Annotated in this window: 23 protein-coding genes and 1 tRNA gene; 10 read left to right on the forward strand and 14 right to left on the reverse strand. The window is 64.0% G+C overall.

The window, feature by feature from the left end; translation table 11 throughout:
- The 5 genes from bioD to DFS21_RS06790 all read left to right on the forward strand — a co-directional run bounded on the left by bioD (window position 1) and on the right by DFS21_RS06790 (window position 6,609).
- Window positions 1-681 carry a dethiobiotin synthase gene (gene bioD, locus DFS21_RS06770; protein ID WP_110697443.1) on the forward strand — a complete coding sequence of 227 codons (681 nt, stop codon included), beginning with the start codon at window positions 1-3 and terminating at the stop codon, window positions 679-681.
- Window positions 682-791: 110 nt separating this feature from the next.
- A complete protein-coding gene (locus DFS21_RS06775; RefSeq protein WP_111532016.1) occupies window positions 792-1,088 on the forward strand; it encodes a pyrroloquinoline quinone biosynthesis protein PqqE in 297 nt (98 codons plus the stop codon).
- A 250-nt stretch (window positions 1,089-1,338) separates the two neighbouring features.
- Window positions 1,339-3,144, forward strand: coding sequence for a phenylacyl-CoA dehydrogenase (locus DFS21_RS06780; RefSeq protein WP_110697445.1), 1,806 nt, complete (start codon window positions 1,339-1,341; stop codon window positions 3,142-3,144).
- 269 nt (window positions 3,145-3,413) lie between these two features.
- Window positions 3,414-4,700: a diguanylate cyclase gene (locus DFS21_RS06785; protein ID WP_046857406.1), complete on the forward strand. Its 1,287-nt coding sequence runs from the start codon at window positions 3,414-3,416 to the stop codon at window positions 4,698-4,700.
- A 130-nt stretch (window positions 4,701-4,830) separates the two neighbouring features.
- Window positions 4,831-6,609 (forward strand): acyl-CoA dehydrogenase C-terminal domain-containing protein, encoded by a 1,779-nt coding sequence (locus DFS21_RS06790; protein ID WP_110697446.1) that lies wholly within the window; start codon window positions 4,831-4,833, stop codon window positions 6,607-6,609.
- Window positions 6,610-6,992: 383 nt separating this feature from the next.
- Here the strand turns inward: DFS21_RS06790 and DFS21_RS06795 are convergent, their stop codons facing one another.
- Window positions 6,993-7,916 (reverse strand): LysR family transcriptional regulator, encoded by a 924-nt coding sequence (locus tag DFS21_RS06795; protein WP_110697447.1) that lies wholly within the window; start codon window positions 7,914-7,916, stop codon window positions 6,993-6,995.
- Between the two features lie 210 nt (window positions 7,917-8,126).
- Here DFS21_RS06795 and DFS21_RS06800 point away from each other — a divergent pair, with 210 nt between their 5' ends.
- The gene (locus tag DFS21_RS06800) at window positions 8,127-9,404 is read left to right on the forward strand and encodes an aspartate aminotransferase family protein (RefSeq protein ID WP_110697448.1); all 1,278 of its coding nucleotides are present in this window, start codon (window positions 8,127-8,129) and stop codon (window positions 9,402-9,404) included.
- 155 nt (window positions 9,405-9,559) lie between these two features.
- On the forward strand, window positions 9,560-9,718 hold the full coding sequence (locus tag DFS21_RS06805; RefSeq protein WP_003177654.1) for a YqaE/Pmp3 family membrane protein: 159 nt from the start codon (window positions 9,560-9,562) through the stop codon (window positions 9,716-9,718).
- A 31-nt stretch (window positions 9,719-9,749) separates the two neighbouring features.
- Here the strand turns inward: DFS21_RS06805 and DFS21_RS06810 are convergent, their stop codons facing one another.
- The 11 genes from DFS21_RS06810 to DFS21_RS06860 all read right to left on the reverse strand — a co-directional run bounded on the left by DFS21_RS06810 (window position 9,750) and on the right by DFS21_RS06860 (window position 20,948).
- Window positions 9,750-11,561, reverse strand: a complete 1,812-nt coding sequence (locus tag DFS21_RS06810; protein ID WP_111532017.1) for a S9 family peptidase — start codon at window positions 11,559-11,561, stop codon at window positions 9,750-9,752.
- Entirely contained in the window at window positions 11,542-12,690 is a 1,149-nt protein-coding gene (pqqE, locus tag DFS21_RS06815) for a pyrroloquinoline quinone biosynthesis protein PqqE (RefSeq protein ID WP_102681909.1), read from the reverse strand. Before pqqE ends, DFS21_RS06810 begins: the two co-directional genes overlap by 20 nt.
- Entirely contained in the window at window positions 12,662-12,937 is a 276-nt protein-coding gene (gene pqqD / locus DFS21_RS06820; protein WP_102681910.1) for a pyrroloquinoline quinone biosynthesis peptide chaperone PqqD, read from the reverse strand. The genes pqqE and pqqD overlap by 29 nt, the downstream gene beginning before the upstream one ends.
- Entirely contained in the window at window positions 12,934-13,671 is a 738-nt protein-coding gene (gene pqqC / locus DFS21_RS06825; RefSeq protein ID WP_178082002.1) for a pyrroloquinoline-quinone synthase PqqC, read from the reverse strand. Before pqqC ends, pqqD begins: the two co-directional genes overlap by 4 nt.
- A gap of 27 nt (window positions 13,672-13,698) precedes the next feature.
- Entirely contained in the window at window positions 13,699-14,610 is a 912-nt protein-coding gene (gene pqqB, locus DFS21_RS06830; protein WP_111532019.1) for a pyrroloquinoline quinone biosynthesis protein PqqB, read from the reverse strand.
- A 73-nt stretch (window positions 14,611-14,683) separates the two neighbouring features.
- On the reverse strand, window positions 14,684-14,755 hold the full coding sequence (pqqA, locus tag DFS21_RS06835; protein WP_003243383.1) for a pyrroloquinoline quinone precursor peptide PqqA: 72 nt from the start codon (window positions 14,753-14,755) through the stop codon (window positions 14,684-14,686).
- 170 nt (window positions 14,756-14,925) lie between these two features.
- The gene (gene pqqF, locus DFS21_RS06840; RefSeq protein WP_111532020.1) at window positions 14,926-17,241 is read right to left on the reverse strand and encodes a pyrroloquinoline quinone biosynthesis protein PqqF; all 2,316 of its coding nucleotides are present in this window, start codon (window positions 17,239-17,241) and stop codon (window positions 14,926-14,928) included.
- Between the two features lie 52 nt (window positions 17,242-17,293).
- Window positions 17,294-18,076, reverse strand: coding sequence for a carbon-nitrogen hydrolase family protein (locus tag DFS21_RS06845; protein WP_111532021.1), 783 nt, complete (start codon window positions 18,074-18,076; stop codon window positions 17,294-17,296).
- 16 nt (window positions 18,077-18,092) lie between these two features.
- On the reverse strand, window positions 18,093-19,775 hold the full coding sequence (locus tag DFS21_RS06850) for an NAD(P)/FAD-dependent oxidoreductase (RefSeq protein WP_102681915.1): 1,683 nt from the start codon (window positions 19,773-19,775) through the stop codon (window positions 18,093-18,095).
- A gap of 160 nt (window positions 19,776-19,935) precedes the next feature.
- On the reverse strand, window positions 19,936-20,250 hold the full coding sequence (locus tag DFS21_RS06855) for a DNA-binding transcriptional regulator (RefSeq protein ID WP_023630006.1): 315 nt from the start codon (window positions 20,248-20,250) through the stop codon (window positions 19,936-19,938).
- Between the two features lie 236 nt (window positions 20,251-20,486).
- Window positions 20,487-20,948: an Lrp/AsnC family transcriptional regulator gene (locus DFS21_RS06860; RefSeq protein ID WP_094011516.1), complete on the reverse strand. Its 462-nt coding sequence runs from the start codon at window positions 20,946-20,948 to the stop codon at window positions 20,487-20,489.
- 146 nt (window positions 20,949-21,094) lie between these two features.
- On the opposite strand from DFS21_RS06860, the gene DFS21_RS06865 reads away from it, so the two are divergent.
- Window positions 21,095-21,790, forward strand: a complete 696-nt coding sequence (locus DFS21_RS06865) for a CatB-related O-acetyltransferase (RefSeq protein ID WP_111532022.1) — start codon at window positions 21,095-21,097, stop codon at window positions 21,788-21,790.
- 54 nt (window positions 21,791-21,844) lie between these two features.
- Here the strand turns inward: DFS21_RS06865 and DFS21_RS06870 are convergent, their stop codons facing one another.
- Window positions 21,845-22,216 (reverse strand): hypothetical protein, encoded by a 372-nt coding sequence (locus DFS21_RS06870; protein ID WP_111532023.1) that lies wholly within the window; start codon window positions 22,214-22,216, stop codon window positions 21,845-21,847.
- A gap of 451 nt (window positions 22,217-22,667) precedes the next feature.
- Between DFS21_RS06870 and DFS21_RS06875 the strand changes: the two genes are divergently transcribed.
- Window positions 22,668-23,804: an RNA ligase RtcB family protein gene (locus tag DFS21_RS06875; RefSeq protein WP_111532024.1), complete on the forward strand. Its 1,137-nt coding sequence runs from the start codon at window positions 22,668-22,670 to the stop codon at window positions 23,802-23,804.
- Complete coding sequence (gene prfH / locus DFS21_RS06880; protein ID WP_110697542.1) at window positions 23,804-24,424, forward strand: peptide chain release factor H; 621 nt, start codon at window positions 23,804-23,806, stop codon at window positions 24,422-24,424. The genes DFS21_RS06875 and prfH overlap by 1 nt, the downstream gene beginning before the upstream one ends.
- Before the next feature lie 182 nt (window positions 24,425-24,606).
- Here the strand turns inward: prfH and DFS21_RS06885 are convergent.
- Window positions 24,607-24,683 (reverse strand) — tRNA-Ile (locus DFS21_RS06885).
- Window positions 24,684-24,693 lie beyond the last annotated feature (10 nt).

Below are 24,693 nucleotides of genomic sequence, written 5' to 3' on the forward strand. Positions count from 1 at the left end.
ATGAGCCAGGCCTATTTCATTGCCGGCACCGACACCGATGTCGGCAAGACCACCATCGCCGCGGGTCTGCTGCATGCGGCGATGCAGTCGGGGCTGAGCACGTTGGCGGCCAAGCCGGTGGCATCCGGCTGCATGGTGACGCCCAGAGGGTTGCGCAACAGCGATGCCCTGGCATTGATTGACGAAAGCTCGGTCAAACTGCCCTATGAATCGGTCAACCCTTTCGCTTTCGAGCCGGCCATCGCTCCACACGTGGCGGCGCACGAGGCGGGGGTGGTGTTGAGCGTACTGGTGCTGCGTAATGCGATGCAGCAGGTGCTGGCGCAGCACGCCGACTTCACCTTGATCGAAGGGGCCGGCGGCTGGCGGGTGCCGTTGTCCGACCATGCGAACCTGTCAGACCTGGCCATTGCCCTGAAACTACCGGTGATCCTGGTGGTAGGGGTGCGGTTGGGGTGCATCAACCACGCCTTGCTCAGCGCCGAGGCCATCGCCCGCGATGGCCTGCAACTGGCCGGTTGGGTGGCGAACATCGTTGATCCGCGCACATCGCGTCTGGAAGAGAACCTGTCGAGCCTGGCCGAGCGGCTGCCCGCACCATGCCTGGGGCGCGTGCCCTGGTTGAAGGTGGCGGGCGCGGCTGCGGTGGCCGAGCATTTGCATCTGGACCTGTTGGATTAGGTCTCCTGTCTATCGGCTGGCACAAGGCTATTAGGGATTTCAACGGGCCTTTTTCCCGTTCTGCTGCTTTAATAAGGCCTGTTCATCATCCAGCGTCATGGAGTCCTGACATGGTAATCAATGCGAGCTCCGCCTATTACGCGGGCCTGGGTGCCATCCAGAACGGCCAGAACCGTGTCGACCAGGCCGCCCAGCAGATCGCCAGCGGCGCCGTCGAACGTGGCACCAGCGGGCAGTCCACCGACTACCAGGCCGAGCGCCTGCGCGGCGTTGACCGCAGCCAGCAGATGGATCTGGCCACCAGCACCGTGCAATTGGCCCTGGGCAAGCACGAAGTCGAACTGGGTGCCAAAGTTGCCAAGGCTTCCGATGAAATGCTCGGTCGGTTCATCGACACCTACGCCTGACTCGCTGAACCCCATTCGCTTACTTCGCGGGGCAAGCCTGCTTCCATTCGTGGGAGCAGGCTTGCCCCGCGATGCGTTTGAGGGTGCTTGGCTGAATCATCATATTCGGCGGCATAAATGCCATTGTTAGCCCACCTTGACAGCGAGGCCTCCTAAACGTAAGTTTCAAACAACTGTTTGACCGAAAGCCGCCAAGAGCTGGTCGGTACCCGCGGTCTTCCCACCGAACTCATCACAGAGGTTCATCGCAATGCCTGATTACAAAGCCCCCTTGCGTGATATCCGCTTCGTCCGCGACGAACTGCTTGGCTATGAGGCGCATTATCAGAGCCTGCCGGGCTGCCAGGACGCCACGCCCGACATGGTCGACGCGATCCTGCAGGAAGGCGCGAAGTTCTGTGAAGAGGTGCTGGCCCCGCTGAACCGCGTCGGCGACCTGGAAGGCTGCACCTGGAGCGAGGCGGGCGTGAAGACCCCGACCGGCTTCAAGGAAGCCTACCAGCAGTTCGTCGAAGGCGGCTGGCCGAGCCTAGCCCACGCCGCCGAGCACGGCGGCCAGGGCCTGCCTGAGTCGCTGGGCCTGGCCCTGAGCGAAATGGTCGGTGAGTCGAACTGGTCGTGGGGCATGTACCCAGGCCTGTCCCATGGCGCGATGAACACCATCTCCGAGCACGGTACCCCCGAGCAGCAGGAGACCTACCTGACCAAACTGGTGTCCGGCGAATGGACCGGCACCATGTGCCTGACCGAACCGCACTGCGGCACCGACTTGGGCATGTTGCGCACCAAGGCCGAACCTCAGGCCGACGGCAGCTACAAAGTGTCCGGCACCAAGATCTTCATCTCGGCCGGTGAGCACGACATGGCCGACAACATCGTGCACATCGTCCTGGCCCGCCTGCCCGACGCACCGGCCGGCACCAAGGGCATCTCGCTGTTCATCGTGCCGAAGTTCCTGCCCAACGCCGAAGGCGGCGTGGGCGAGCGCAACGGCGTGAGCTGCGGCTCGCTCGAGCACAAGATGGGCATCCACGGCAACGCCACCTGCGTGATGAACTTCGACAGCGCCACCGGCTACCTGATCGGCCCCGCCAACAAGGGCCTGAACTGCATGTTCACCTTCATGAACACCGCTCGCCTGGGTACTGCGCTGCAAGGCCTGGCCCACGCCGAAGTGGCATTCCAGGGCGGCCTGAAATATGCCCGCGATCGCCTGCAGATGCGCTCGCTGACCGGCCCGAAAGCACCGGAAAAAGCCGCTGACCCGATTATCGTCCACCCGGACGTGCGCCGCATGCTGCTGACCATGAAGGCCTTCGCCGAAGGCAACCGCGCCATGGTCTACTTCACCGCCAAGCAGGTGGACATCGTCAAGTACAGCCAGGACGAGGAAGAGCGCAAGAAGGCCGACGCGCTGCTGGCCTTCCTGACCCCGATTGCCAAGGCGTTCATGACCGAAGTCGGTTTCGAGTCTGCCAACCACGGTGTGCAGATCTACGGCGGCCACGGCTTCATCGCTGAATGGGGCATGGAGCAGAACGTACGCGACAGCCGTATTTCCATGCTGTACGAAGGCACCACCGGCATCCAGGCGCTCGACCTGCTCGGCCGCAAGGTGCTGATGACCCAGGGCGAGGCGCTCAAGGGCTTCACCAAGATCGTTCACAAGTTCTGCCAATCCCAGGAAGGCAACGCCGCCACCAAAGAGTTCGTCGAGCCACTGGCCGCGATCAACAAGGAGTGGGGCGAGCTGACCATGAAGATCGGCATGGCCGCGATGAAGGACCGCGAGGAAGTGGGTGCCGCTTCGGTGGACTACCTGATGTACTCTGGCTACGCGTGCCTGGCCTACTTCTGGGCCGACATCGCCCGCCTGGCAGCCGAGAAACTGGCGGCCGGCACCAGCGAAGAGGCGTTCTACACCGCCAAGCTGCAGACTGCGCGCTTCTACTTCCAGCGCATCCTGCCGCGTACCCGCAGCCATGTGGCGGCGATTCTGTCTGGCGCCGATAACCTCATGGCGATGAAGGAAGAAGACTTCGGTCTGTCCATCTAAGCTCGCCGGTTGTAAGAAAACCGCCTGCCCTTACCGGTAGGCGGTTTTTTTTTGCCTCTTTTTTGCAGTCTACGCCTGCCCCGGCAGGAGCGGCCCTGTGTAAACAAACAGGAATAATCCTACCGGGTGTCGCATCCAGTAACGAGAAAGTCTCAAGCTTCGCCCCTGATCTGCCGTTAAAGCGGGCATCTGTATTCATCTATTCATGTGCACTGCCGATGAAGTAGGGGCACAATGCCATTATTGATCTGCCGGGTCGGAGATTACCCTTGTTTCGTCTATCCGCTGTACGCGCGAGCCACTTCCTGCCTTCGCTGATTCTGTTGCTGGCAGGGCTTGCGGCAGCCTATGTAAGGGACCTCAGCGTCTTCTTCACATCGCTGTTCAACGTTCTACCCACCTTGGTGCTTTTGCTGGGTGGCGCCTACTGCGCCGTATACCGCCGCCAGCGCGAGCTGTTCCTGATGGTCACGGTCTACATCGCCTATTTCCTGCTCGATACCCAGACCGACTTCTATCGCGACAATGGCCGAGTCCGCGAGGATGCCGCGGTGATCTTCCACCTGGTCTGTCTGCTGCTACCCGCGCTGTTCGGCCTGTACGGTGCGTGGCAGGAACGCACGCACCTGGCCCAGGACCTGCTGGCCCGCTTCGCCGTGCTGTTCGCCGTGAGCAGCGTGGCGGTGGCCCTGGAGCAGAGCTTCCCAGAGGCGCTGCTGGGCTGGTTGGCCGAGATCCGCTGGCCCTCGCTGCATGGCCAGTGGATGAGCCTCATCCAGTTGGCCTATCCGCTGTTCCTGGCGGTGTTCATCCTGCTGGTGGTGCAGTACCTGCGTGAGCCCAGGCCGTTGCATGCCGCGCAGATCATTGGCCTTATCGGCATCTTCTGGATGCTGCCCAAGACCTTTATCCTGCCGTTCACCCTGAACATCATGTGCAGCCAGGTGATGCTGATGATCGCCGCCGCGGTATCCCACGAGGCCTACCAGATGGCCTTCCGCGACGAGCTGACCGGCCTGCCGGGGCGGCGCGCCCTGAACGAGCGCATGCAACGCCTGGGGCGCAACTATGTGATCGCCATGACCGACGTCGACCACTTCAAGAAATTCAACGACACCCATGGTCACGATGTCGGCGACCAGGTGTTGCGCCTGGTTGCCAGCCGCTTGTCCAAGGTGACCGGGGGCGGGCGCGCCTACCGTTACGGTGGCGAGGAGTTCGCCCTGGTGTTCGCCGGCAAGACCGCCGAAGAATGCCTGCCGCACCTGGAGGCGGTGCGCGAGATGATCGCCAACTATGCCATCCAGTTGCGCGACCAGAACAGCCGACCGCAGGATGACTCCACCGGTCGCCAGCGCCGTGGGGGCGGCGCCAATACCACGGTGTCGGTGACCATCAGCATCGGCGTCGCCGAGCGCCAGGTCGAGCACCGCAACCCCGACGAAGTGCTCAAGTCCGCCGACCAGGCGCTGTACAGCGCCAAGGGAGCGGGGCGTAACTGCGTCATGACCTTTGGTCAGCAGTCGCGGCGTGGGGCCGTGCGCATGGCGGGTTAGCGCGTGACTATGTCTGACCATTCGGTCGCATGATGACCCTATGTCTCGTAAAAGTTGTTCGGTTACACTGCGGTCATCCCAGTGCCGCGGCCTTCACGGGCCGCCCCGACCCTTATAGCGAGAGGTTGTCATGGCTGAATATAAAGCGCCCCTGCGCGATATGCGCTTCGTCCTCAATGAAGTCTTCGACGTGGCCACGCTCTGGTCGCAACTGCCCGGCCTTGCCGAGGCAGTCGATGCCGACACGGCCATGGCCGTGCTGGAGGAGGCCGGCAAGGTCACCGGCAAGACCATCGCGCCGCTGAGCCGCGCTGCCGACGAAGAGGGTTGCCACTGGGACAACGGCTCGGTGCGCACCCCGGAGGGCTTCATCGAGGCATACAACACTTATGCCGAAGGGGGCTGGGTCGGCGTTGGCGGAGATCCGCTCTTCGGTGGCATGGGCATGCCCAAGGTTGTCTCGGCCCAGGTCGAGGAAATGGTCAATGCCTCGAGCCTGGCCTTCGGCCTGTACCCGATGCTGACCGCCGGCGCCTGCCTGTCGATCAACGCCCACGCCAGTGAAGCGCTCAAGGAAAAGTACCTGCCGAACATGTACTCGGGTGTCTGGGCCGGCTCCATGTGCCTCACCGAGCCCCACGCCGGTACCGACCTGGGTATCATCCGCACCAAGGCCGAGCCCCAGGCTGATGGCAGCTACAAGGTCAGCGGCACCAAGATCTTCATCACCGGCGGCGAGCACGACCTCACCGAGAACATCATCCACCTGGTACTGGCCAAGCTGCCGGATGCACCGGCAGGCCCGAAAGGCATCTCGCTGTTCCTGGTGCCCAAGTTCCTGGTCAACGAAGATGGCAGCCTCGGCGCGCGCAACCCGGCCACGTGCGGCTCGATCGAGCACAAGATGGGCATCCAGGGCTCGGCTACCTGCGTGATGAACTTCGACGAAGCGGTCGGCTATATCGTCGGCGAGCCGAACAAGGGCCTGGCGGCCATGTTCACCATGATGAACTACGAGCGCCTGGGTGTCGGCATCCAGGGCCTGGCCTCGGCCGAGCGTTCCTACCAGAATGCCGTGGAATACGCCCGTGACCGTCTGCAGAGCCGCGCCCCGACCGGCCCGCAGGCCAAGGACAAGGTGGCCGACCCGATCATCGTCCACCCGGACGTGCGGCGCATGCTGCTGACCATGAAGGCGCTGACCGAAGGCGGCCGGGCGTTCTCCACCTATGTGGCGATGCAGCTCGACAGCGCCAAGTACAGCGAAGACGCCGCGACCCGCAAGCGCAGCGAGGAACTGGTGGCGTTGCTGACCCCGGTGGCCAAGGCCTTCCTCACTGACCTGGGCCTGGAGTGCACCGTGCATGGCCAGCAGGTCTTCGGCGGGCATGGCTACATCCGCGAATGGGGCCAGGAGCAACTGGTGCGCGATGTGCGTATCACCCAGATCTATGAAGGCACCAACGGCATCCAGGCACTGGATCTGGTCGGCCGCAAGGTGGTGGCCAGTGGTGGCGCCTACTACAAGCTGTTCGCCGACGAGATCCGCGAGTTCATTGGCGCCAGCGCTGCTGACCTTGGCGAGTTCACCAAGCCCCTGGCAGCCTCCCTCGACCAGCTCGACGAGCTGACCGCCTGGGTGCTGGATCAGGCCAAGGGCAACCCCAACGAGATCGGTGCAGCTTCGGTCGAGTACCTGCACGCATTCGGTTATGTCGCCTATGCCTACATGTGGGCACTGATGGCGCGGGGCGCCAAGGCCGGCGAAGGGGATGCTGACTTCTATGGCGCCAAGCTGGGCACGGCACGGTTCTACTTTGCCCGCCTGCTGCCGCGAGTCCATTCGCTGGCGGCGTCGGTGAGGGCTGGTAGCGAGTCGCTCTACCTGCTGGACGCTGCACAGTTCTAACCCCGCCGGGCTGCCTGGCGGCCCGATTGCGGCATGAGGCCGCCCCCGCACTGGATGCATTTCCGGCAGCGGGGGCGGCCTTTTGTTTGGTCGGAGGCGCATGTTTGTGAATGGACCTCTCTTGTAAGCTTTGGCTTACACGACGTGGTGACGTTTCGCCTCTTTCCTAAGATTGGATCCACGGTTACTCTTTCTTACATGGACGTAGCGCAGGACGCGCAATGGACAGAGCAGGACGCCTTACAAGGAAGTTGCGCAGGAAGCGCGAAAAGATAGAACAGGGACAAGAAGGATTTCCTGCCAGGATGGCGGGGTGATAGGGATGTCGAAGGGAAACAGTCTGGAAAACCCCGCTTAGGCGGGGTTTTCTTTATGCGCGTGTTTCAGCCAAGCACGTCCAGCGGCGAAACACCCAGCTGGCGTGGCTCGGCCTCTTCCTCCAGCAAGCTACGCAGCAGCTCGACCGAGGCCTGTTGACGTTGCGCGTCACGAAACACCAGGCCTACCTTCAGCGGTATACGTGGCTCGCTGAGAGGCTTCCACAGCAGCTCCTGGTCGTCCTGTGCGGCATCCTTGGCCCGGCCCGGCAGGATGGTCACCAGCGCCGTGTGCGCCAGGCTGTCGAGGATCCCCGCCATGTTGTTCATCTCGGCCTGCACCTGCGGCCTGCGCCCTTGGCTGGCCAGCTGCGCCTTCCAGATCTGGCGGATCTGGAACTCCTCGCCAAGCATCAGCATCGGCAACTCGGCCGCCTGACGGATCGAGACCTTCTTGAAGTCCTTCAGCGGGTGGGTACAGGGGATGACCAACTGCAGTTCATCTTCGTACAGCAGTAAGCCATGCAGCCCTGGCTGGCGTGGCGGCAGGTAGCTGATGCCGATGTCCAGGCTGCCGTTGAGCAGGCGCCGCTCGATCTCCGACCCCGACAGTTCATAGATCTGTACCACCAAGTGCGGCTGGGCCTTGCGCACCCGCTCCAGGAGCTGCGGCACCAAGCTTGGCCGTACGGTCTGCAGCACGCCGATGGCCAGGGTGCGCAGCGACTGGCCCTTGAAGTTGCCCATGGCTTCATGGGCCCGTTGCAGGCCATCGAGCAAGGGCACGGCGTGGTTGTACAGGGTATGCGCGGCGAGCGTGGGCAGCAGGCGTTTGTTGCTGCGTTCGAACAAGCTCAGGTCGAGGCTGTGCTCCAGCTGGCGAATCTGCTGCGACAGTGCTGGCTGGGACAGCGACAGGCGTTCGGCGGCGCGGCCCACATGGCCTTCTTCATAGACCGCGACGAAGTAACGCAGTTGGCGAAAATCCATAAGTGATACTTATCGAAAAAGCTGGGAAATCGAAATGGCCGCTAAACAACCAGAGGCCTAGTCTATCGCCGTATTCCAACGGGTTACAGCGCTCATCCCGGTGATTGTTACCCCAGCTGAAAAACACTTTTGATAGGCAAGGCAGAATATTCAATTCCGGCGCCAGACCGGAACCTTGACCGCCCACCACCGTGATTGGCCGGAGTCCCGATGAACCTGTTCAACCTGCGCCGTTCGGCACCCGCCGTCGCCGAGCCCAAGCGTGCCTTTGTGAGCGTGCCGGCCGCCGCGCAGTGCTCCCGCGAGCGGCTGATGCCCAGCATCGAACGTGCGCCGCATGTGTTCGTGCGAGGCCAGGGATCGTGGTTGTGGGATGACGAAGGGCACGCCTACCTGGACTTCACCCAGGGTTGCGCGGTGAACAGCCTGGGCCACAGCCCGAGCGTGCTGGTCAAGGCCCTGGGCGACCAGGCCCAGGCCTTGATCAATCCCGGCGCGGGCTACCACAGCCGCGGCCTGCTGAACCTGGTCGAGCTGCTGTGCCAGCGCACTGGCAGTGATCAGGCCTACCTGCTCAACAGTGGCGCCGAGGCCTGCGAGGGTGCGATCAAGCTGGCGCGCAAATGGGGCCAACTGCACCGCAATGGCGCCTATCACATCATTACCGCCAGCCAAGGCTGCCATGGGCGCACGCTCGGGGCGTTGTCGGCTTCCGACCCGCTGCCATGCAATCGTTGCGAGCCCGGCTTGCCGGGTTTCAGCAAGGTGCCGTTCAACGACCTGGCGGCGCTGCATGCGGCGGTCGACTCGCGCACCGTGGCAATCATGCTCGAGCCGATCCAGGGCGAAGCCGGCGTGATTCCGGCCACCCGCGAGTACCTCCAGGGTGTCGAGCGCTTGTGCCGTGAGCTGGGCATTCTGCTGATCCTCGATGAGGTTCAGACCGGTGTAGGACGTTGCGGCGCCCTGTTGGCAGAAGAAACCTACGGCGTGCGGGCCGACATCATCACCCTCGGCAAAGGCCTGGGCGGCGGTGTGCCGTTGGCGGCGCTGCTGGCCCGTGGGCGTGCCTGCTGCGCCGAGCCGGGCGAACTGGAAGGCAGCCACCATGGCAACGCACTGATGAGTGCTGCCGGGCTGGCTGTGCTGCAGGCCGTGCTGGATACGGGGTTCTTCGAGCAGGTGATGGACAGTGGTCGCCACCTGCGCGATGGCCTCAGCCGCCTGGCTGGTCGCTATGGCCAGGGCGAAGTGCGCGGCCAGGGGCTGTTGTGGGGGCTGCAACTGCGTGAGGGTGTCGCGGCGCAGCTGGTCGAGGCTGCGTTGCAGGAAGGCTTGCTGCTCAATGCGCCGCAGGCCGACGTGGTGCGCTTCTCGCCGGCATTGACCGTGAGCAAGGGCAACATCGACGAGATGCTCTTACGCCTGGCCCGGGCGTTCACCCGGCTGCATGCCCAGCAGCACAATCGCCGTGAAGTGCCGGCCTGACCCGGCAGCCGACGTACAGAATTTCAACGAACCGTCTCGCGTTCCTGCGCATCGCCTCTGGTCTGAAATACATGGCCAGGGGCGTTTTTTTGTCCGGTGGAACCTCCGGCAGGTACGGCTAGTCTGTGTTGATACACCTTCAAGGAGCACACCGCATGGACTTCATCCGCATCATCATCGCCATCCTCCTGCCGCCGCTGGGCGTTTTCCTCCAGGTAGGGTTCGGTGGCGCGTTCTGGCTGAACATCCTGCTGACCTTGCTGGGTTACATCCCCGGGATCGTGCACGCGGTGTACATCATTGCCAAGCGCTGAATACTGGGGCTGCGTAGCAGCCCCAGGTGAGTTACCGGCCTAGCAACCGGCAGTAGAACTTCCACTCTTCGTTGAGCGCATGCGCCAGATTCGCCGCCTGGCGGAACCCATGCCGCTCGCCCGCATAAAAATGCCCCTCGGCTTGGATGCCATTGGCCTGTAGGGCCTCGAGCATCAAGCGTGTCTGCTCCGGTACCACCACCGCATCCAGCTCACCCTGGAAGAAAATCACCGGTACCTTGATCCGCCCGGCGTGCAGCAATGGTGTGCGCTGGCGATACCGCTCGGCATCGCGCTGCGGGTCGCCGATCAGCCAGTCCAGGTAGTCGCCTTCGAACTTGTGGGTGGCCCGGCCCAGCGCCTCGGGGTCGCTGACGCCGTACAGGCTGGCGCCGCCACGGAACACATCCTGGAAGGCCAAGGCGCATAGGGTGGTGTAGCCGCCGGCGCTGCCACCGCGGATGAAGGCCTGGGCCGGGTCGATCAAGCCCTGCTCGGCAAGATGCCTGACCGCAGCGCAAGCGTCCTCGACGTCGCATTCGCCCCAACGCAGGTGCAGCGCCTGGCGATAGGCGCGACCGTAGCCGCTGCTGCCTCGGTAGTTGAGGTCGGCCACGGCGAAGCCGCGTTGGGTCCAGTACTGGATGCGCGGGTCGAGCACCGGGTAGCAGGCCGAGGTCGGGCCGCCATGGATGAACACAACCATTGGGGGTAGGCCGGCCGCACCTTGCATGGCCGGATAGAAGAAACCGTGGGCCGTGCCATCGCCACTGGCATAGTGGATCGGCTGCGGGCGGCTGATGTATTCCACCGGCAGCACCTCGGCGCCGCCTGCCAGTACTTCGACTTCGTGGCTGCGCCGGTCGATGGCGATCACCGCCGGTGGGCTGATCGGCGAGGCGGCCACTGCATAGATGCGCTCGTTGTCCAAGGCCAGGCTACGGAACCGTGTGTAAGCACTGGCATAACGCTCCACTTCGCCAGTGTCACGGCGCAGCCCCAGTTGCCCGAAGCCGTTCTCGAACCAGCTGGCCAGGTAGCTGGTGGGGCCGAGGGCCAGCCAGGTGCTGGCGCCCAGTTGCCAGGGCGCGGTGGCATGATCGGCGGCCGCTGCGGGGAGGCGTTGCCAGCCCCCGTCGAGTTCGCCCCAAGGCTGCCAGAAACCCTCGCGGTCGGACAGGCAGTGCAAGCGGCCCTGCTCATCGAAGCGCGGCTGCTGCAACGATTCGTCCTGCGCGGCGATGCAGCGTGCCGTTCCCCAGGCACCGGACGGGGCGCGCTCGCGACACATCAGCCGGGTAACGGTCCAGGGTTGCGCCGGGCGGTCCCATTCGATCCAGGCCAGGCGGCAGCCATCTTGGCTCAGCGTTGGCGAGGCGTAGAAGTCGGCTCCTTCGGCCAGGACTTCCCGATGATCCGCCGCGAGGCTGACCAGGCGATGCTCGACCTGTTGGGCATGGCGTTCCTCGACGGCCAGCACCTGGCCGGCATGCCACTGGACATCGCCGTAGCGACAATTGCCGGCGTGGCTGAGCGGACGCGGGGGGCTGCCGTCGAAACCCTGGGTGTAGACTTGCTGGTCCTGTTCGTTGACGAACACCAGCCCGTCGCCACCGAGGCAAAAGCTGCCGCCACCGTATTCATAGACCCGGCTGCGCACACTGTAGCCGTCGGGGGTCAGGCAGCGAGCCTGGTGGTCGAGCCAATGCCAGATGCGGCAGGCGCCATCGGCGGGCCGGAACTCGTTCCAGAACACACCCTGTTCGCCGACCTTCAGCTCGGCGAAATCGGTCCCGGCGGCTACCGCCTGGGTGGCGCTGAACTCAGCCGCGGGCAATGACATGGGAGTTGCGCTCGTTGCGGAAGGTCATCTGTTCAATCTCCAACGTGGCGTGCTCGGCTTCCTCGCGGGCCTTGAGGATGATGCCGTGGTCCGGTGACTTGGCGCACACCGGGTCGGCCTTGCTGGCATCGCCGGTGAGCATGAAGGCCTGGCAGCGGCAGCCGCCGAAGTCCTTTTCCTTTTCGTCGCACGAGCGGCACGGCTCGGGCATCCAGTCATAGCCCCGGAAGCGGTTGAAACCGAACGAGTCGTACCAGATGTGGCGCAGGTCATGGTCGCGCACATTGGGGAACTGCACCGGCAGCTGGCGCGCGCCATGGCAGGGCAGGGCGGTGCCGTCCGGGGTGATGGTCAGGAACAGGCTGCCCCAGCCATTCATGCAGGCCTTGGGGCGCTCTTCGTAGTAGTCGGGGGTGACGAAGATCAGCTTGCACGGGCTGCCTTCGGCCTTGAGCTTGTCGCGGTACTCATTGGTGATGCGTTCGGCCCGTTCCAGCTGGGCGCGGGTCGGTAGCAGGCCAAGGCGATTGAGGTGCGCCCAGCCGTAGAACTGGCAGGTGGCCAGCTCCACGAAGTCGGCCTCAAGGGCGATGCACAGCTCGATGATGCGGTCGATCCGGTCGATGTTGTGCCGATGGGTGACGAAGTTGAGCACCATCGGGTAGCCGTGGGCCTTCACCGCCCGGGCCATCTCCAGCTTCTGCGCGAAGGCCTTTTTCGAGCCGGCCAGGAGGTTGTTTACCTGCTCGTCGCTGGCCTGGAAACTGATCTGGATATGGTCCAGCCCGGCCTGTTTGAAGGCGGCGATCTTCTGTTCGGTCAGGCCGATGCCGGAGGTGATCAGGTTGGTGTAGTAGCCCAGGCGCCGAGCTTCAGCGATCAGTTCGGCAAGGTCCTGGCGCACCAGCGGCTCGCCGCCGGAAAAACCAATCTGTGCGGCGCCCATCTCGCGGGCTTCGGCCATTACCTTGAACCACTGCTCGGTGCTCAGCTCCTTGCCCTGCTCGGCGAAATCCAGTGGGTTGGAGCAGTACGGGCACTGCAAAGGGCAGCGGTAGGTGAGCTCGGCCAGCAGCCACAAGGGCAGGCCGACCGGCACCTCAGGCGAGGGTGATCCAGTGTTCGGCACGGGCCACCTCCATGAATTGCTCGATGTCGTCGGCGACTTCGGGCACATCGGGGAATTGCTGTTGCAGCTCGCCGATGATCGCGGCGACGCTGCGCTGGCCATCGATCAGCCCGCCGATCAGGCCGGCGCTGTCGTTGAGCTTGATCATCCCCTCGGGGTACAGCAGCACATGGCCCTTTTGCGCGGGCTCGTACTGGAAGCGATAGCCAGGGCGCCAGGCGGGCACCTGTTGACGGTCGAAACTCATAGGGCGATCCCCTTGTGCCAGACCCGCTCGGCGGTGACGCTGTGGTACGGCGGGCGGTTCAGTTCATAGGCCATGCTCATGGCGTCGAGCATGCTCCACAGGATATCCAGCTTGAATTGCAGGATCTCCAGCATGCGCTCCTGCCCTTCGCGGGTGGTGTAGTGCTGCAGGGTGATCGCCAGGCCGTGTTCCACATCACGCCGGGCCTGGCCCAGGCGGGTACGGAAGTATTCATAGCCGGCCGGGTCGATCCACGGATAGTGCTGCGGCCAGCTGTCCAGGCGCGACTGGTGGATCTGCGGGGCGAACAGTTCGGTCAGCGAGCTGCTGGCGGCCTCCTGCCAGCTGGCGCGGCGGGCGAAGTTGACGTAGGCGTCCACGGCAAAACGCACCCCGGGCAGCACCAACTCCTGGCTGCATAATTGGTCCGGGTCCAGGCCCACGGCCTGGCCCAGGCGCAACCAGGCCTCGATGCCGCCGTCCTCGCCGGGTGCGCCGTCGTGGTCGAGCAGGCGCTGGATCCACTCGCGGCGGATTTCGCGGTCCGGGCAGTTGGCCAGGATCGCCGCATCCTTCATCGGAATGTTCACCTGGTAGTAGAAGCGGTTGGCCACCCAGCCCTGGATCTGCTCGCGGCTGGCGCGGCCTTCATACATCGCCACGTGGTAGGGGTGATGGATGTGGTAATAGGCGCCCTTGGCGCGCAGGGCCTGCTCGAACTCGGCAGGGGACATCGGCGTTGCGTCGCTCACAGGGCCTCCTTACAACTCGATACTCATGCCATCGAAGGCGACTTCCACGCCGCGGCGCTGTACTTCGGCACGCTCCGGCGAGTCTTCGTCGAGGATCGGGTTGGTGTTGTTGATGTGGATAAGCACCTTGCGCTGACGTGGGAAGCCGTCCAGCACCTCGAGCATACCGCCCGCGCCATTCTGCGCCAGGTGGCCCATCTCGCGGCCGGTGCGGGTGCCGACGCCGCGGCGCTGCATCTCATCATCCTCCCACAGGGTACCGTCGACCAGCAGGCAATCGGCGCCGTGCATCATCTCCAGCAGCTTGGCGTCGACCTGGCCCAGGCCCGGCGCGTAGAACAGCTTGCCGCCGGTGCGGGTGTCCTCCACCAGCAGCCCGAGGTTGTCGCCGGGGTGCGGGTCGAAACGGTGCGGCGAGTAGGGCGGCGCGGCGCTGCGCAGCGGGAAGGGAGTGAAGCGCAGGTTCGGGCACGCGTCGATGACGAAGCTGCCAGCGAGCTCGATGCGGTTCCACACCAGCCCGCCGTTCCAGTGGCTGAGCATGTTGAACAGCGGGAAGCCGGTGCTCAGGTCCTGGTGGACCATGTCGGTGCACCACACCTGGTGCGGGCAGCCTTCGCGCAGGCTGAGCAGGCCGGTGGTGTGGTCGATCTGGCTGTCGAGCAGGACGATGGCACTGATACCGGTGTCCCGCAGGGCCCGGGCCGGCTGCATTGGCGCGAAAGCCTGGAGCTGGGCGCGGATGTCCGGTGAGGCATTGCACAGGATCCAATGCTCGCCGTCGTCGGACAGGGCGATGGACGACTGGGTACGCGCCGTGGCGCGCAGGGTGCCGTCGCGGTAGCCCTTGCAGTTGACGCAGTTGCAGTTCCACTGGGGGAAGCCGCCACCGGCGGCGGAACCGAGAATCTGGATGTACATGCGCGCCCTCGTAAACGCTGATCCGAAAAACGACAACGCCCCGGCGGGCCGAGGCGTCGTAACGCACTGCCGCTTAGCGGTTGGCGAAGTACATGGTCACTTCGAAGCCGATACGCAGGTCAGTGTATGCAGGTTTGGTCCACATGGGTTTGCTCCTTCCGGATGGGGTTTGAGGTGGTCGGTTCATTATTGGGTTCTCTCAGGCACGAGAGGTTCCATTGACCGAGATTGCGCTATCTTACAAGAAAAAATTGTACCGAAAGGTTAATTATTCGAAATGTGCCCTTGCCCAAATGGTAACAATCCTCCCAAGCGTTATCGCCATTTTGCGTCTGGGGCGGCGGCATTGGCCAGGCACAGCCAACCGTGCGTGGCGTCGATGAGTTGTTGCAGCAAGTCGTCCAACTGAGCTTGTTCGACGTTGAGAATAGACTGCTGCATGCGCGAAAGGTCCGGATTATGTGTCGCCATATGTGCCTGCCAGGCCCATTGCACGACATCGGCATTGCTCATCGCCGTTTCGTCGAACTGGTCTGCCAACTGCGCACGGGCAGCGGCGTCCAGCGCGACGCCTTGACCCAGCAGTTCCAGCAGGTGGCCAAGGATCTGCGCGTGGCTGGCGTGCGGCGATTGCACGCCGAACAGGAGCCCGCCGTAGCCTTCGATCTGACGAAAGGCGCTGAACACCGCATAACCCAGTTGTAGCTCGACGCGCAGGCGTTGATAGACCGGGCCCTGCAACAGCTGGGCGAGCAGGCGGCCGGCAGGGTGCAGGCGCGCGGGCAATGGGCAGAACAGCAACAGTGCGGGCTCGCTGCCCGTAGTCGGGATCTGCCGCCAGTAGCGCTCGTGGATCGGACGTGGCGCTGAAGGCTCGGCAGGTTGGCCCATGAGGCTTTGCAGTACCGTTCCCAGCGCCCCCTGTTGCGCCGCGTCGAATCCTTGCGCCAATCCCTGCCACCGGGCCTGTCGCCAGAGTGAATCGAGCTGCGGCTGGTCCGGCGTGCAGGCATGCAGTGGTTGTATTGCGCCCATCAGCAAAGTGTCTGGCAGTGCCTTGAGCAGGGTGCGGATCGGTATCAAGGGTGCTTCGGCTGCCGCTGGCGCGTGCCAATGCTCCCTGGCAGGCGAACGCAGCAACGCAAGCGCCTCCTGCGTGGCGTTGATCACGGCCAGGGGATGCCCCGCCAGGCGCAACTGCCAGTACTCGCCGCAGGCCTCGAAGCCCAGTCGCAATGCCGCCTGCGTGGCACGCTCGCGCAACGGTCGAAGGCTGTGTTCGAGAACGGTCCACAGGCGTTGGCGCAGAGGCGACGAAACCTGCCAGCGCAGATCCAGCGCCGCGAACTGGCGTGCTGGCGGCAGGCAGTCGCCGATACCGAGCGCGGCTGGCAATACGCTGCCGATCATGGGCAGTGCGTCTGCCAGCAGTACTTCTTCGGGAGGGAGCTGCCAGTCTCCTGCCGCCGTGGATGGCAGGTCGGCCAGCAGTGCATCGAAGGCGGCCAGGCCTTGGGCCGACAGGCCGCTGAACGGCCGCCCGGCGCTGTCGCGCTGGGCCAGTTCGAGCGCGCTGCCAGCTTGCTCCCGGCGTTGCTGCAGTTGCGTGAAGCGCAGGTTCAGCTGCCCAGGATCCTGCTGCCGTAGAAAACCCAGCCAGCCATGCAGCAGCGCCCAGGTCTCGGCCAGGCAGGCTTCGTCCGCCAGCTGCAACTGAACATGCCAGAGCAGCTGCCCGGCATGGGCGTAAAGTTGTTGCGCCTTGCAGTCCTGCAGCCAGCCGCGCTTGCGCAAGGCATCCAGCCAACCGCCAGGCCGGCTGTCGGTGAGCTGGGCCAGTAACAATTCAAGCGCCTGTTCCGCGCCTTCCGGCACGCTGTCATGGGCGAACAGCCAGTCATGACGGGCACCCCATGCGGTTGGCTGGCGCAAAGGCGCTTCGAGCAAGGCGGGCGGTCGGTCCCGGACGGTGCCGGCGCCCTGGGTGAACAGCTCGCCGTATCGTCTGCCCAGTTGTGCCAGCTCATCCAGCGGTTGCGGGCCGACCAGGCTCAGGGTGAGCTGCCCGCCCTGGTAGTGGCGTTGATGGAACTGCCTCAGCCCTTGTTGGAAGGCGGGGCTTTCCAGCGGCAAGCTATAGCGGTTGCCGGCATGGAAAGCGCTCAGCGGATGGCGCGCCGACACCGATTGCAACAGGGTGAACTGGCGTTGGGCCTCGGGATTGCGCGCCCAGGCGATGAACTCGGCATGGATCACCTCGCGTTCGCGGCGTTGACGCTCGAGGGCGAAGTCCGGTTCGGCGAGCATCTGGCACAGGCGCTCCAGCCCGCCGGCCAGCGCTGTGCGCGGCACTTCGAAGAAGAAGTCGGTGGTGCGCTCGCGGGTGCTGGCGTTGACCTGGCCACCCAGGCTTTGGACGTAGCGCATCAGGCCGTCGTCCAACGGAAAACGCGTATTACCGAGGAAGAACAGGTGTTCGAGAAAGTGCGCCAGGCCCGGCCAGCGCGCTGGTGCGTCGTGGCTGCCGGCATGCACCCGCAGCGCTGCGGCCGCGCGCTTGAGGCGTGGCGCGTGGCGCAGGGTCAGGTGCAGGCCGTTGGCGAGGGTGAGGTGACGAATGGTGTCGGACATGACGCCATGCTAGCGCGCAATGCTGGGGTTGTCTGTTCTGGCCCTGCGGCTGTCAATGCAGGTCCCGACGCAGGTCCGCCAAGTAGGGAAACGCTTCCCGCCCTTTCAGTACCCGCTCGCGTTGCAGATCTGCCAGCAACAGTCCTTCCTCGTGGTCGGCCATCGCCAGTACATCGCCGTCCGGCCCGATGATGCTGCTCTGCCCGCAATACTGGATCTCGCCCTCGCTGCCGCGGTAGTTGGCGTATACCAGGTAGCACTGGTTCTCCTGCGCCCGCGAGCGCACGGTCACCTGGCAGACGAAGTCGTAGGGCGCCATGTTTGCCGTCGGCACCAGGATCAGCTCGGCGCCTTTCAGCGCCAGGCGCCGGGCGTTCTCCGGGAACTCGATGTCGTAGCAGATCAGCATGCCGACCTTCCAGCCCTCCAGCTCGACGACCGGGAAGTGATCGCCGCCCGGGCTGAACATCGAGCGGTCCAGCTCACCGAACAAGTGGGTCTTGCGGTAGTTGCACAGGCTGCGGCCATGGGCGTCGATCAGTTGCACGCTGTTGTAGATCGCCCCGTCCTCGGCCCGCTCGGGGTAGCCATAGACGATGGCGATGCGGTGCGCCTGGGCAATCTCGACGACGCTCATCGCCGAGGGGCCGTCCTCGGCCTCGGCCAGGCGTTCCACCTGGTCCAGGCCGATGTTGTAGCCGCTGAGGAACATCTCCGGGCACACCAGCAACCGGGCGCCGCGGGCAGCGGCAAGCTGGGCCTGGTGCTGCAGGCGCTCGAGGTTGCCGGGCACGTCCAATGGCTTTGGCGTGCCCTGGTACAGGGCGATGCGCATGGCGCTACTCCTTCGCTCAGTCGGCCAGGGCGATCGGACCGATCTCGTGGAACACATCGCCCGGGCCGGGGTTGTCCGGGTGGGTCTGGCCACCGAAGTGGTTGATGATACCCCACACGGCATTGAGCGAGGTCTGCACCGCGCCTTCGACCCAGGCCGGGGTCCACGATACGTCGTCACCGGCGATGAAGATGCCGCGCTGCTCGGCGGGCATGTCGGCCTGCATGAAGTGCGCGTACATGCGCTGGTTGTAGCGGTAGTGGCCCGGCAGCGCGCCCTTGAAGGCACCGAGGAAGTGCGGGTCGGCCTCCCACGAGATGGTGATCGGATCGCCGATGATATGCCCGGCGATATCGGTCTTGGGGTAGATCTTCTTCAGCGCGTCGAGAGCCAGTTGCACGCGCTTTTCGGTCGGGTGCGGCAGCATCTTCAGGGCGTCGCTCATCCAGGCGTAGGACAGGCAGATCACCCCCGGCTTGTCGTCGCCGTTGTCGAACAGGTAGGTGCCGCGGGTCAGGCGGTCGGTGAGGGTCATGCTCATCAGGTCGCGACCGGTCTGCGGGTCTTTGTCCTTCCAGAACGGGCGATCGACCATGACGAAGGTCTTCGACGACTGCATGTAGCGGGTGCGGTCCAGGGCCATCCACATTTTCTGCGAGAACAGCGACTCTTCGCAGTCGATCTGGGTGGTCAGCAACCAGCTCTGGCAGGTGGTGAGCACAGCAGCGTAGTGGCGCACGTCACCGTAGTTGTCGGTGACCGCCAGGCGCCCATCGCTGGCGCGGGCGATGCGCTTGACCCCGGTGCGCGGCGCGCCGCCATGCAGCGTACTGAGGCTGGTGCCCGCCGGCCAGTGGGCGCAGCGCTCCGGTACATGGCGCCAGATGCCTTGGGGCACCTGCTCGACGCCGCCGACCACTAGGTGCTGGTGGTCGTCGCAGTTGGTCATCACCACGCGGAAGATTTCCAGCATCGAGTTGGGGAAGTCCGAGTCCCAGCCGCCGGTGCCGAAGCCCACCTGGCCGAACACCTCGCGGTGCTGGAAGCTCAGCTTGGCGAACGAGCGCGAGGTGGCGACGAAGTCATAGAAAGTGCGGTCGTCCCACAGCGGCACCAGCTTGTTCCACAGGTCTTTCAGGCGTGGTACGTCGCGGTCGCGAATGGCCTGCTGAATGTCGGCGAACTGCGCGCCGCTCTCCAGGGCGTCGGCCCAGGCGTCGGCCACTTCGTGGAACAGCTGCGGCAGGTCGGCGTACTTCTCGGCGTAGTAGGTCTGGCCTTCCAGGTCGATCACCGTACTCCCTGAGGCCGGCGTCAGCGGGTTGGGGAAGGGCTTGGTCTCCAGGCCCAGCTTGTCGACGTAGTGGTAGAAGGCGGTGGACGACACCGGGAAACGCATGCCGCCCAGTTCGGCGACGATGCCGTCGGTACCGTTGAACACCTGCGAACGCAGCCTGCCACCCAGCTTGGAAGCTTCGTACACCACGGGCTTGAGGCCCAGCTTCATCAACTCGTAGGCCGCCACCAGCCCGGCAATACCGCCACCGACGATCGCCACTTCTTCGCCATGGCGCGCCTCGGGAATGCTGCCCAGGCCGGCCGGGTGCTCCAGCCAGTCGTCGAAGGCGAAGGGAAAGTCCGGGCCGAAGATGGTGATGGGTTTCTTGCCGTCGGCGGGGTGGCGGTTTTTCTTGTTCATGTAATGACCTTGCCAGGGGCTGCGCAGGGGGCGGAGCCTGAGTATAGAGAATGCCTGGTGGCCATTTTATGAAGTGGGGTGTTCGTTATTAAGGTGAAAATCGACGTCGTTATGTGATTTGTTTCGTCTTGATGATTGATGTTTATTAAAAAATGACGAATCAGCTCAATGATGCCAGGTGCTCGACGGTTTCAGGGTATTTCTGCACCAGCCGGATCAGCGCCACGGCCTGGGCGTTGGGCTTGGAGCGGCCTTGCTCCCAGCTCTCCAGGGTGCGGGCGTTGGTGCGCAGGTACGCGGCAAATACCGCCCGGGACATGTTCAGGCGCTGGCGCAGCTCGGTCAGTTCATTGGGGGCCAGTGGGGCCAGTTCCTCGAAGGCTACCTTGTGCGAACGCAGGGTCAGTTTGCCGGCGCGCTCATCGGCAAGGGCGTCGAAACCTTCGGTGAGTTCAGTGAAGATGTTGCGTGGCATTGGTGGCTCCTGCTTTTCAGGTGCACCATAATGCCACTTCTATACGTGATTTACGTATAGAGCATTACTTTCAAGTTGTTTCACTTGGGTTTCCAAGTCCTGAGGCGAGATGCATCCCTCGCCCAGCACCATGCCCCCGAGGCGGGGCGGGCGATGATCTGGTCGACCCTGCATTCGGCGGAAACGGTACGGGCGCTGCTAGAAGGGCTGCTCGACGCGATGGAGGCCTGAGGGCCTCAGCCTGGCTGCCCGCGGTCCACCTTGCTGCTGAGGATGATCGACGTGGTGGTCTTCTCCACCCCGTCGAGGCTGCCGATCAGGTCTAGCAACTGGTCCAGCTGCTCCGGTGAGTCGCTGAGCAGCCAGGCCACATAGTCGAATTCGCCACTGACCGCGCATAATTGCTGGACCTGCCCCATGGCGCTCAGGTGGCGCACGATGTCCTTGCCCGAGCGCGGCTGAGCCTTGATCCCCACGTACGCCTGCAGGCCGCCGCCGATCAGGCGCTGCCCCAGGCGCACGCCATAGCCGGTGATCACCTTGTTGCGTTCCAGGCGTTCGAGGCGCGAGTTCACCGTGGTACGGGCGATCCCCAGTTGGCGGGCGAGCGTGGCGACGCTTTCGCGGGCGTTGATCTGCAACAGGGAGATCAACTGGCGATCGATGGCGTCGAGGGTGATGGAGGAGGTGGCCGGCATGGTAGGTCTCTTTTGTCGAGCTGCTAGCCTATGCAAGCGCGACCGATTCGCGCAAGGCGCCCAGGGCTGGCATTACGTTGGCAAGGCGGTACGATAGCGGGCCGCTGCCGCTCGGCAGCCTGGACCATGGCAGGAGTGATTGACCCATGAAGTTCAAGGACTGGTACTGGCGGCGATGGATTCGCCAACACGGTTGCAAGGTGAGTACGGGCATTTCCAAGTTCGGCAAGCGGGCGAAGCTGGCGCTCGAGGCTGAAGTGCGCATTGGCGATGTGACGGTCAGCGCCGCCACCCTGGATGTCTCGATCGGGGCTCATACCTATATCCGCAGCGGCGGCTCGCTGCAGGTGGTCGAGTCGATCGGGCGTTACTGCTCCATTGGCAGCGCGGTGGTCATTGGCCAGGAAAAATACGCTCATCCCACCGACTGGTTGAGCTCCCACCCTTTCCAGTTCACCGGCACCCAGTGGCAGTACGAGCCGCCGAGCACGCCGGCGCGCATTGGCCATGACGTGTGGATCGGCGAAGGTGCGATGATCATGGAGGGCGTCGAAGTGGGCACGGGCGCGATTGTCGCCACTCGCGCCCTGGTGACTCGGGACGTGCCGCCCTATGCCGTGGTGGCGGGCTTTCCAGCCAAGGTCGTGCGTTATCGATACCCGGAAGCGATGATCGAGCGTCTGCTCGCATCGCGCTGGTGGGAGCGCGATACCCGGCAGTTGCTGGAGCTGCCGCTGCAGGACCCTGCCGCCTGCCTTGACCGGATCAGCGGGCTGGGTGAGGCAAGTTACACGAGGATCGAGATTTCGCGGCGTGGCTGCAAGGTGCTGGCGTCGGTTTGAATCGCCGAGAGACGTTTACGACCGGGGCTGCTGCGCAGCCCTGATCGGATTTGATCAACGTGACGCGCTGGTCTGCGCCGTGGTGCAAGGCGACTTCAGGCCAGCAGTCATGCTCTCGACATTGTCGAGCATCTGGTTGCCTTTGTTGACCTTCTGCGCGTTCTCTGCAAGCTGCATGCGTTGGTCATAGGTGGCTGAAGTGCCATTCATGCTGTTCTTGGTTTCGAGCACGGAGTTGGCGATGCTGAGCAGGCTGCGGCCGGTGGAGATCAGGTTGTCGGTCGCACTGGGCGTGCAGGGGGCGTTGCCGCCAGCCATCTGACTGGGCTGCTGGCCCTGGTTGTAGGAGCCCGGTGCCACGCAACCTGCGAGCGTGGCCAGCATCGGTACAACGAGTAGGGTCCCAAGCGTTCCTTGGATGTTCATGTGACGTTCCCTCGATCACTGGGCTCCGACCCGGTGCCGAAGCGATGGAGGGATTCTAGAAACGCGGCAGTGATGGCGAAATAGAACGGGTGTGCTAAAGGCACTTTGCCGCTGGTCAGAGTGACCCGAGCTACAAATCCAGGGGAAGCTGGGCACTGTAGCGCCAGTGTATTGTTTTTTGTACCGCGGAGCGGTCAGGTTTTCGGCCATGACGTTGTTCTCCTGGTAAAAATGTGATCAAGGTTGTTGCAAGGTGGCAATTGCACACCTAAGATGCCCGCCTTCTCTCACCCCGACAGCAAAGGAGGTACATCATGCAACAGTTGATCACCCTTTGCAGGTCGCGCCTGGCTTGATCGCATTCGCCGCTACTCGTTAGCGGTACCGCAACGCCCGGCCTCTGGCCTGCCAATCCGAACATCTTTTTGTTTCAACCCATCAGGATTGGACTATGGGCACTTGCATTCGCAATTTGTCCGACGGCGCCGTATTGGTCGCCGCGGACGACACCTGGATCGAAGGAAAAGCGATCCAACAACTCGAAACCACCGCTCGCCTAAGGGGCATGCATCGGGTGGCCGGCATGCCGGACCTGCACCCGGGGCGTGGCTATCCGGTCGGCGCGGCATTCTTTTCCGTGGGGCGTTTGTACCCGGCGCTGGTCGGCAATGACATCGGCTGTGGCATGGCGTTGTGGCGCACGGACATCCCGACCGCCAAGCTGCATCTGGACAAGCTGGAGAAACGCCTTGGCAACCTCGACCTGCCGCTCGACGAGACGTGGCAGGAGGCCGTCGCCAGCTTCGGTTTGCCTGCCACGGGGCACGAGCGCTCTCTAGGCACCATTGGTGGTGGTAACCACTTCGCCGAGCTGCAGCAACTCGATGAAAACTACGACGATGCTGCCCTGACAGCCTTGGGCATCGAGCGCAAACACCTGCTGTTGCTGGTGCACAGCGGCTCGCGTGGTTTGGGCGAGGCGATCTTGCGTGAGCAGGTCGACCTGTTCGGTCATCACGGACTGGAGGCGGGCAGCGAGGCCAGCACTCATTACCTGGGCCGGCACGACGGCGCGCTGCGTTTTGCCGAAGCCAACCGTCAGTTGATTGCCCGGCGCATGCTCGACCGCTTGCGTGCCGATGGCGATGTACTGCTCGACATCAACCACAACCTGGTGTCGCCAGCGCAGGTCGACGGGCTCGATGGTTGGCTGCATCGCAAAGGCGCCACACCTTCGGATCAGGGGGCGGTGGTGATCCCTGGTTCGCGCGGCGACTACAGCTACTTGGTACAGCCGATCGCCGACGAGCGCAGCCTGTTGTCCCTGGCCCATGGCGCCGGACGCAAATGGATGCGCAGCGAGTGCAAGGAGCGCCTCGCCTCGCGCTACAGCGTCGAGCAACTGAGTCGCACCGCACTAGGCAGCCGCGTGATCTGCGCCGACCGGGCGCTGATCTACGAGGAAGCGCCGGAGGCCTACAAGGCTATCGACTCGGTGGTGGGTGCCTTGCGTGAAGCGGGCTTTGTTCGCGTGCTGGCACGACTGAAACCGGTGCTCACCTACAAGACGCGCGGAGGGTGCTGCTGATGATCCTACTGCAACTCTCGGCGGCTCAGGGGCCGGAAGAATGTGCTCTGGCAGTGGCCAAGGCATTGCTCAGGCTGCAGGCCGAAGCGGATGCCCAGGCCGTGGCGGTACGGATACTCGAACAAGAGCCGGGGCCGCGGCGCGGTACCTTGCGCTCGGTGTTGCTGGCACTGGATGGCGAGCAGGCCGAGCGCCTGGCGGATCACTGGACGGGCTCGCTGCAATGGACGTGCAGCAGTCCGTACCGGCCGGCGCATGCGCGCAAGAACTGGTTTTTTGGGGGCGCACGGTTTGCGCCACCGGCACCGGAATTGGCGAGCGAGATCCACTTCGAGACCTTGCGTTCGTCCGGGCCGGGTGGTCAGCATGTCAACACCACCGACTCGGCAGTGCGCGCCACGCACCTGGCCAGCGGCGTCAGCGTCAAGGTACAGAGCGAGCGTAGCCAGCACGCCAACAAGCGCTTGGCGCTGCTGCTCATCGGTCAACGCCTGGCGCAACAGGCAGAGCAGGTCGACAGCGAACTGCGCGCGGAGCGGCGGTTGTTCCATCACCGCATCGAGCGTGGCAATCCACGTCGGGTGTTTCGTGGCGAGCGCTTCGAGCCGGCTGACGAGTAGATTGTGTGCGAATAGTCGTCGAGCAAAAGTCAGGCCGGGCGGCGTAGGCGATGCCGGCCCCACAAAAACGGATGAGGAAAGGACCCGGCTCGCACTCGGGTGTACGAGTTGCAAATGAGCATTCCGTATCTGAGGCGATCCCGCCAAAAACGCAAAAGCCGCGCAATGCGCGGCTTCGAAGATGGTGGGCCCACACGGACTCGAACCGTGGACCAAAGGATTATGAGTCCTCTGCTCTAACCAACTGAGCTATAGGCCCTCAGCAAGTG

This window comes from Pseudomonas sp. 2848, assembly GCF_003253945.1.
Lineage (GTDB): Bacteria > Pseudomonadota > Gammaproteobacteria > Pseudomonadales > Pseudomonadaceae > Aquipseudomonas.

Coding starts and splice junctions, on each gene's coding strand:
- pqqC (WP_178082002.1), bottom strand. CDS start 13,671: ATGTCCCCTGCCGAGTTCGAGCAGGCCCTGCGCGCCAAGGGCGCCTAT.
- DFS21_RS06865 (WP_111532022.1), top strand. CDS start 21,095: ATGAAGTTCAAGGACTGGTACTGGCGGCGATGGATTCGCCAACACGGT.
- DFS21_RS06860 (WP_094011516.1), bottom strand. CDS start 20,948: ATGCCGGCCACCTCCTCCATCACCCTCGACGCCATCGATCGCCAGTTG.
- pqqD (WP_102681910.1), bottom strand. CDS start 12,937: ATGAGTTTCGACCGTCAACAGGTGCCCGCCTGGCGCCCTGGCTATCGC.
- DFS21_RS06845 (WP_111532021.1), bottom strand. CDS start 18,076: ATGCGCATCGCCCTGTACCAGGGCACGCCAAAGCCATTGGACGTGCCC.
- prfH (WP_110697542.1), top strand. CDS start 23,804: ATGATCCTACTGCAACTCTCGGCGGCTCAGGGGCCGGAAGAATGTGCT.
- DFS21_RS06800 (WP_110697448.1), top strand. CDS start 8,127: ATGAACCTGTTCAACCTGCGCCGTTCGGCACCCGCCGTCGCCGAGCCC.
- DFS21_RS06810 (WP_111532017.1), bottom strand. CDS start 11,561: ATGTCATTGCCCGCGGCTGAGTTCAGCGCCACCCAGGCGGTAGCCGCC.
- DFS21_RS06780 (WP_110697445.1), top strand. CDS start 1,339: ATGCCTGATTACAAAGCCCCCTTGCGTGATATCCGCTTCGTCCGCGAC.
- DFS21_RS06775 (WP_111532016.1), top strand. CDS start 792: ATGGTAATCAATGCGAGCTCCGCCTATTACGCGGGCCTGGGTGCCATC.
- DFS21_RS06875 (WP_111532024.1), top strand. CDS start 22,668: ATGGGCACTTGCATTCGCAATTTGTCCGACGGCGCCGTATTGGTCGCC.
- DFS21_RS06850 (WP_102681915.1), bottom strand. CDS start 19,775: ATGAACAAGAAAAACCGCCACCCCGCCGACGGCAAGAAACCCATCACC.
- DFS21_RS06855 (WP_023630006.1), bottom strand. CDS start 20,250: ATGCCACGCAACATCTTCACTGAACTCACCGAAGGTTTCGACGCCCTT.
- DFS21_RS06795 (WP_110697447.1), bottom strand. CDS start 7,916: ATGGATTTTCGCCAACTGCGTTACTTCGTCGCGGTCTATGAAGAAGGC.
- pqqF (WP_111532020.1), bottom strand. CDS start 17,241: ATGTCCGACACCATTCGTCACCTCACCCTCGCCAACGGCCTGCACCTG.
- DFS21_RS06805 (WP_003177654.1), top strand. CDS start 9,560: ATGGACTTCATCCGCATCATCATCGCCATCCTCCTGCCGCCGCTGGGC.
- pqqB (WP_111532019.1), bottom strand. CDS start 14,610: ATGTACATCCAGATTCTCGGTTCCGCCGCCGGTGGCGGCTTCCCCCAG.
- DFS21_RS06790 (WP_110697446.1), top strand. CDS start 4,831: ATGGCTGAATATAAAGCGCCCCTGCGCGATATGCGCTTCGTCCTCAAT.
- bioD (WP_110697443.1), top strand. CDS start 1: ATGAGCCAGGCCTATTTCATTGCCGGCACCGACACCGATGTCGGCAAG.
- DFS21_RS06870 (WP_111532023.1), bottom strand. CDS start 22,216: ATGAACATCCAAGGAACGCTTGGGACCCTACTCGTTGTACCGATGCTG.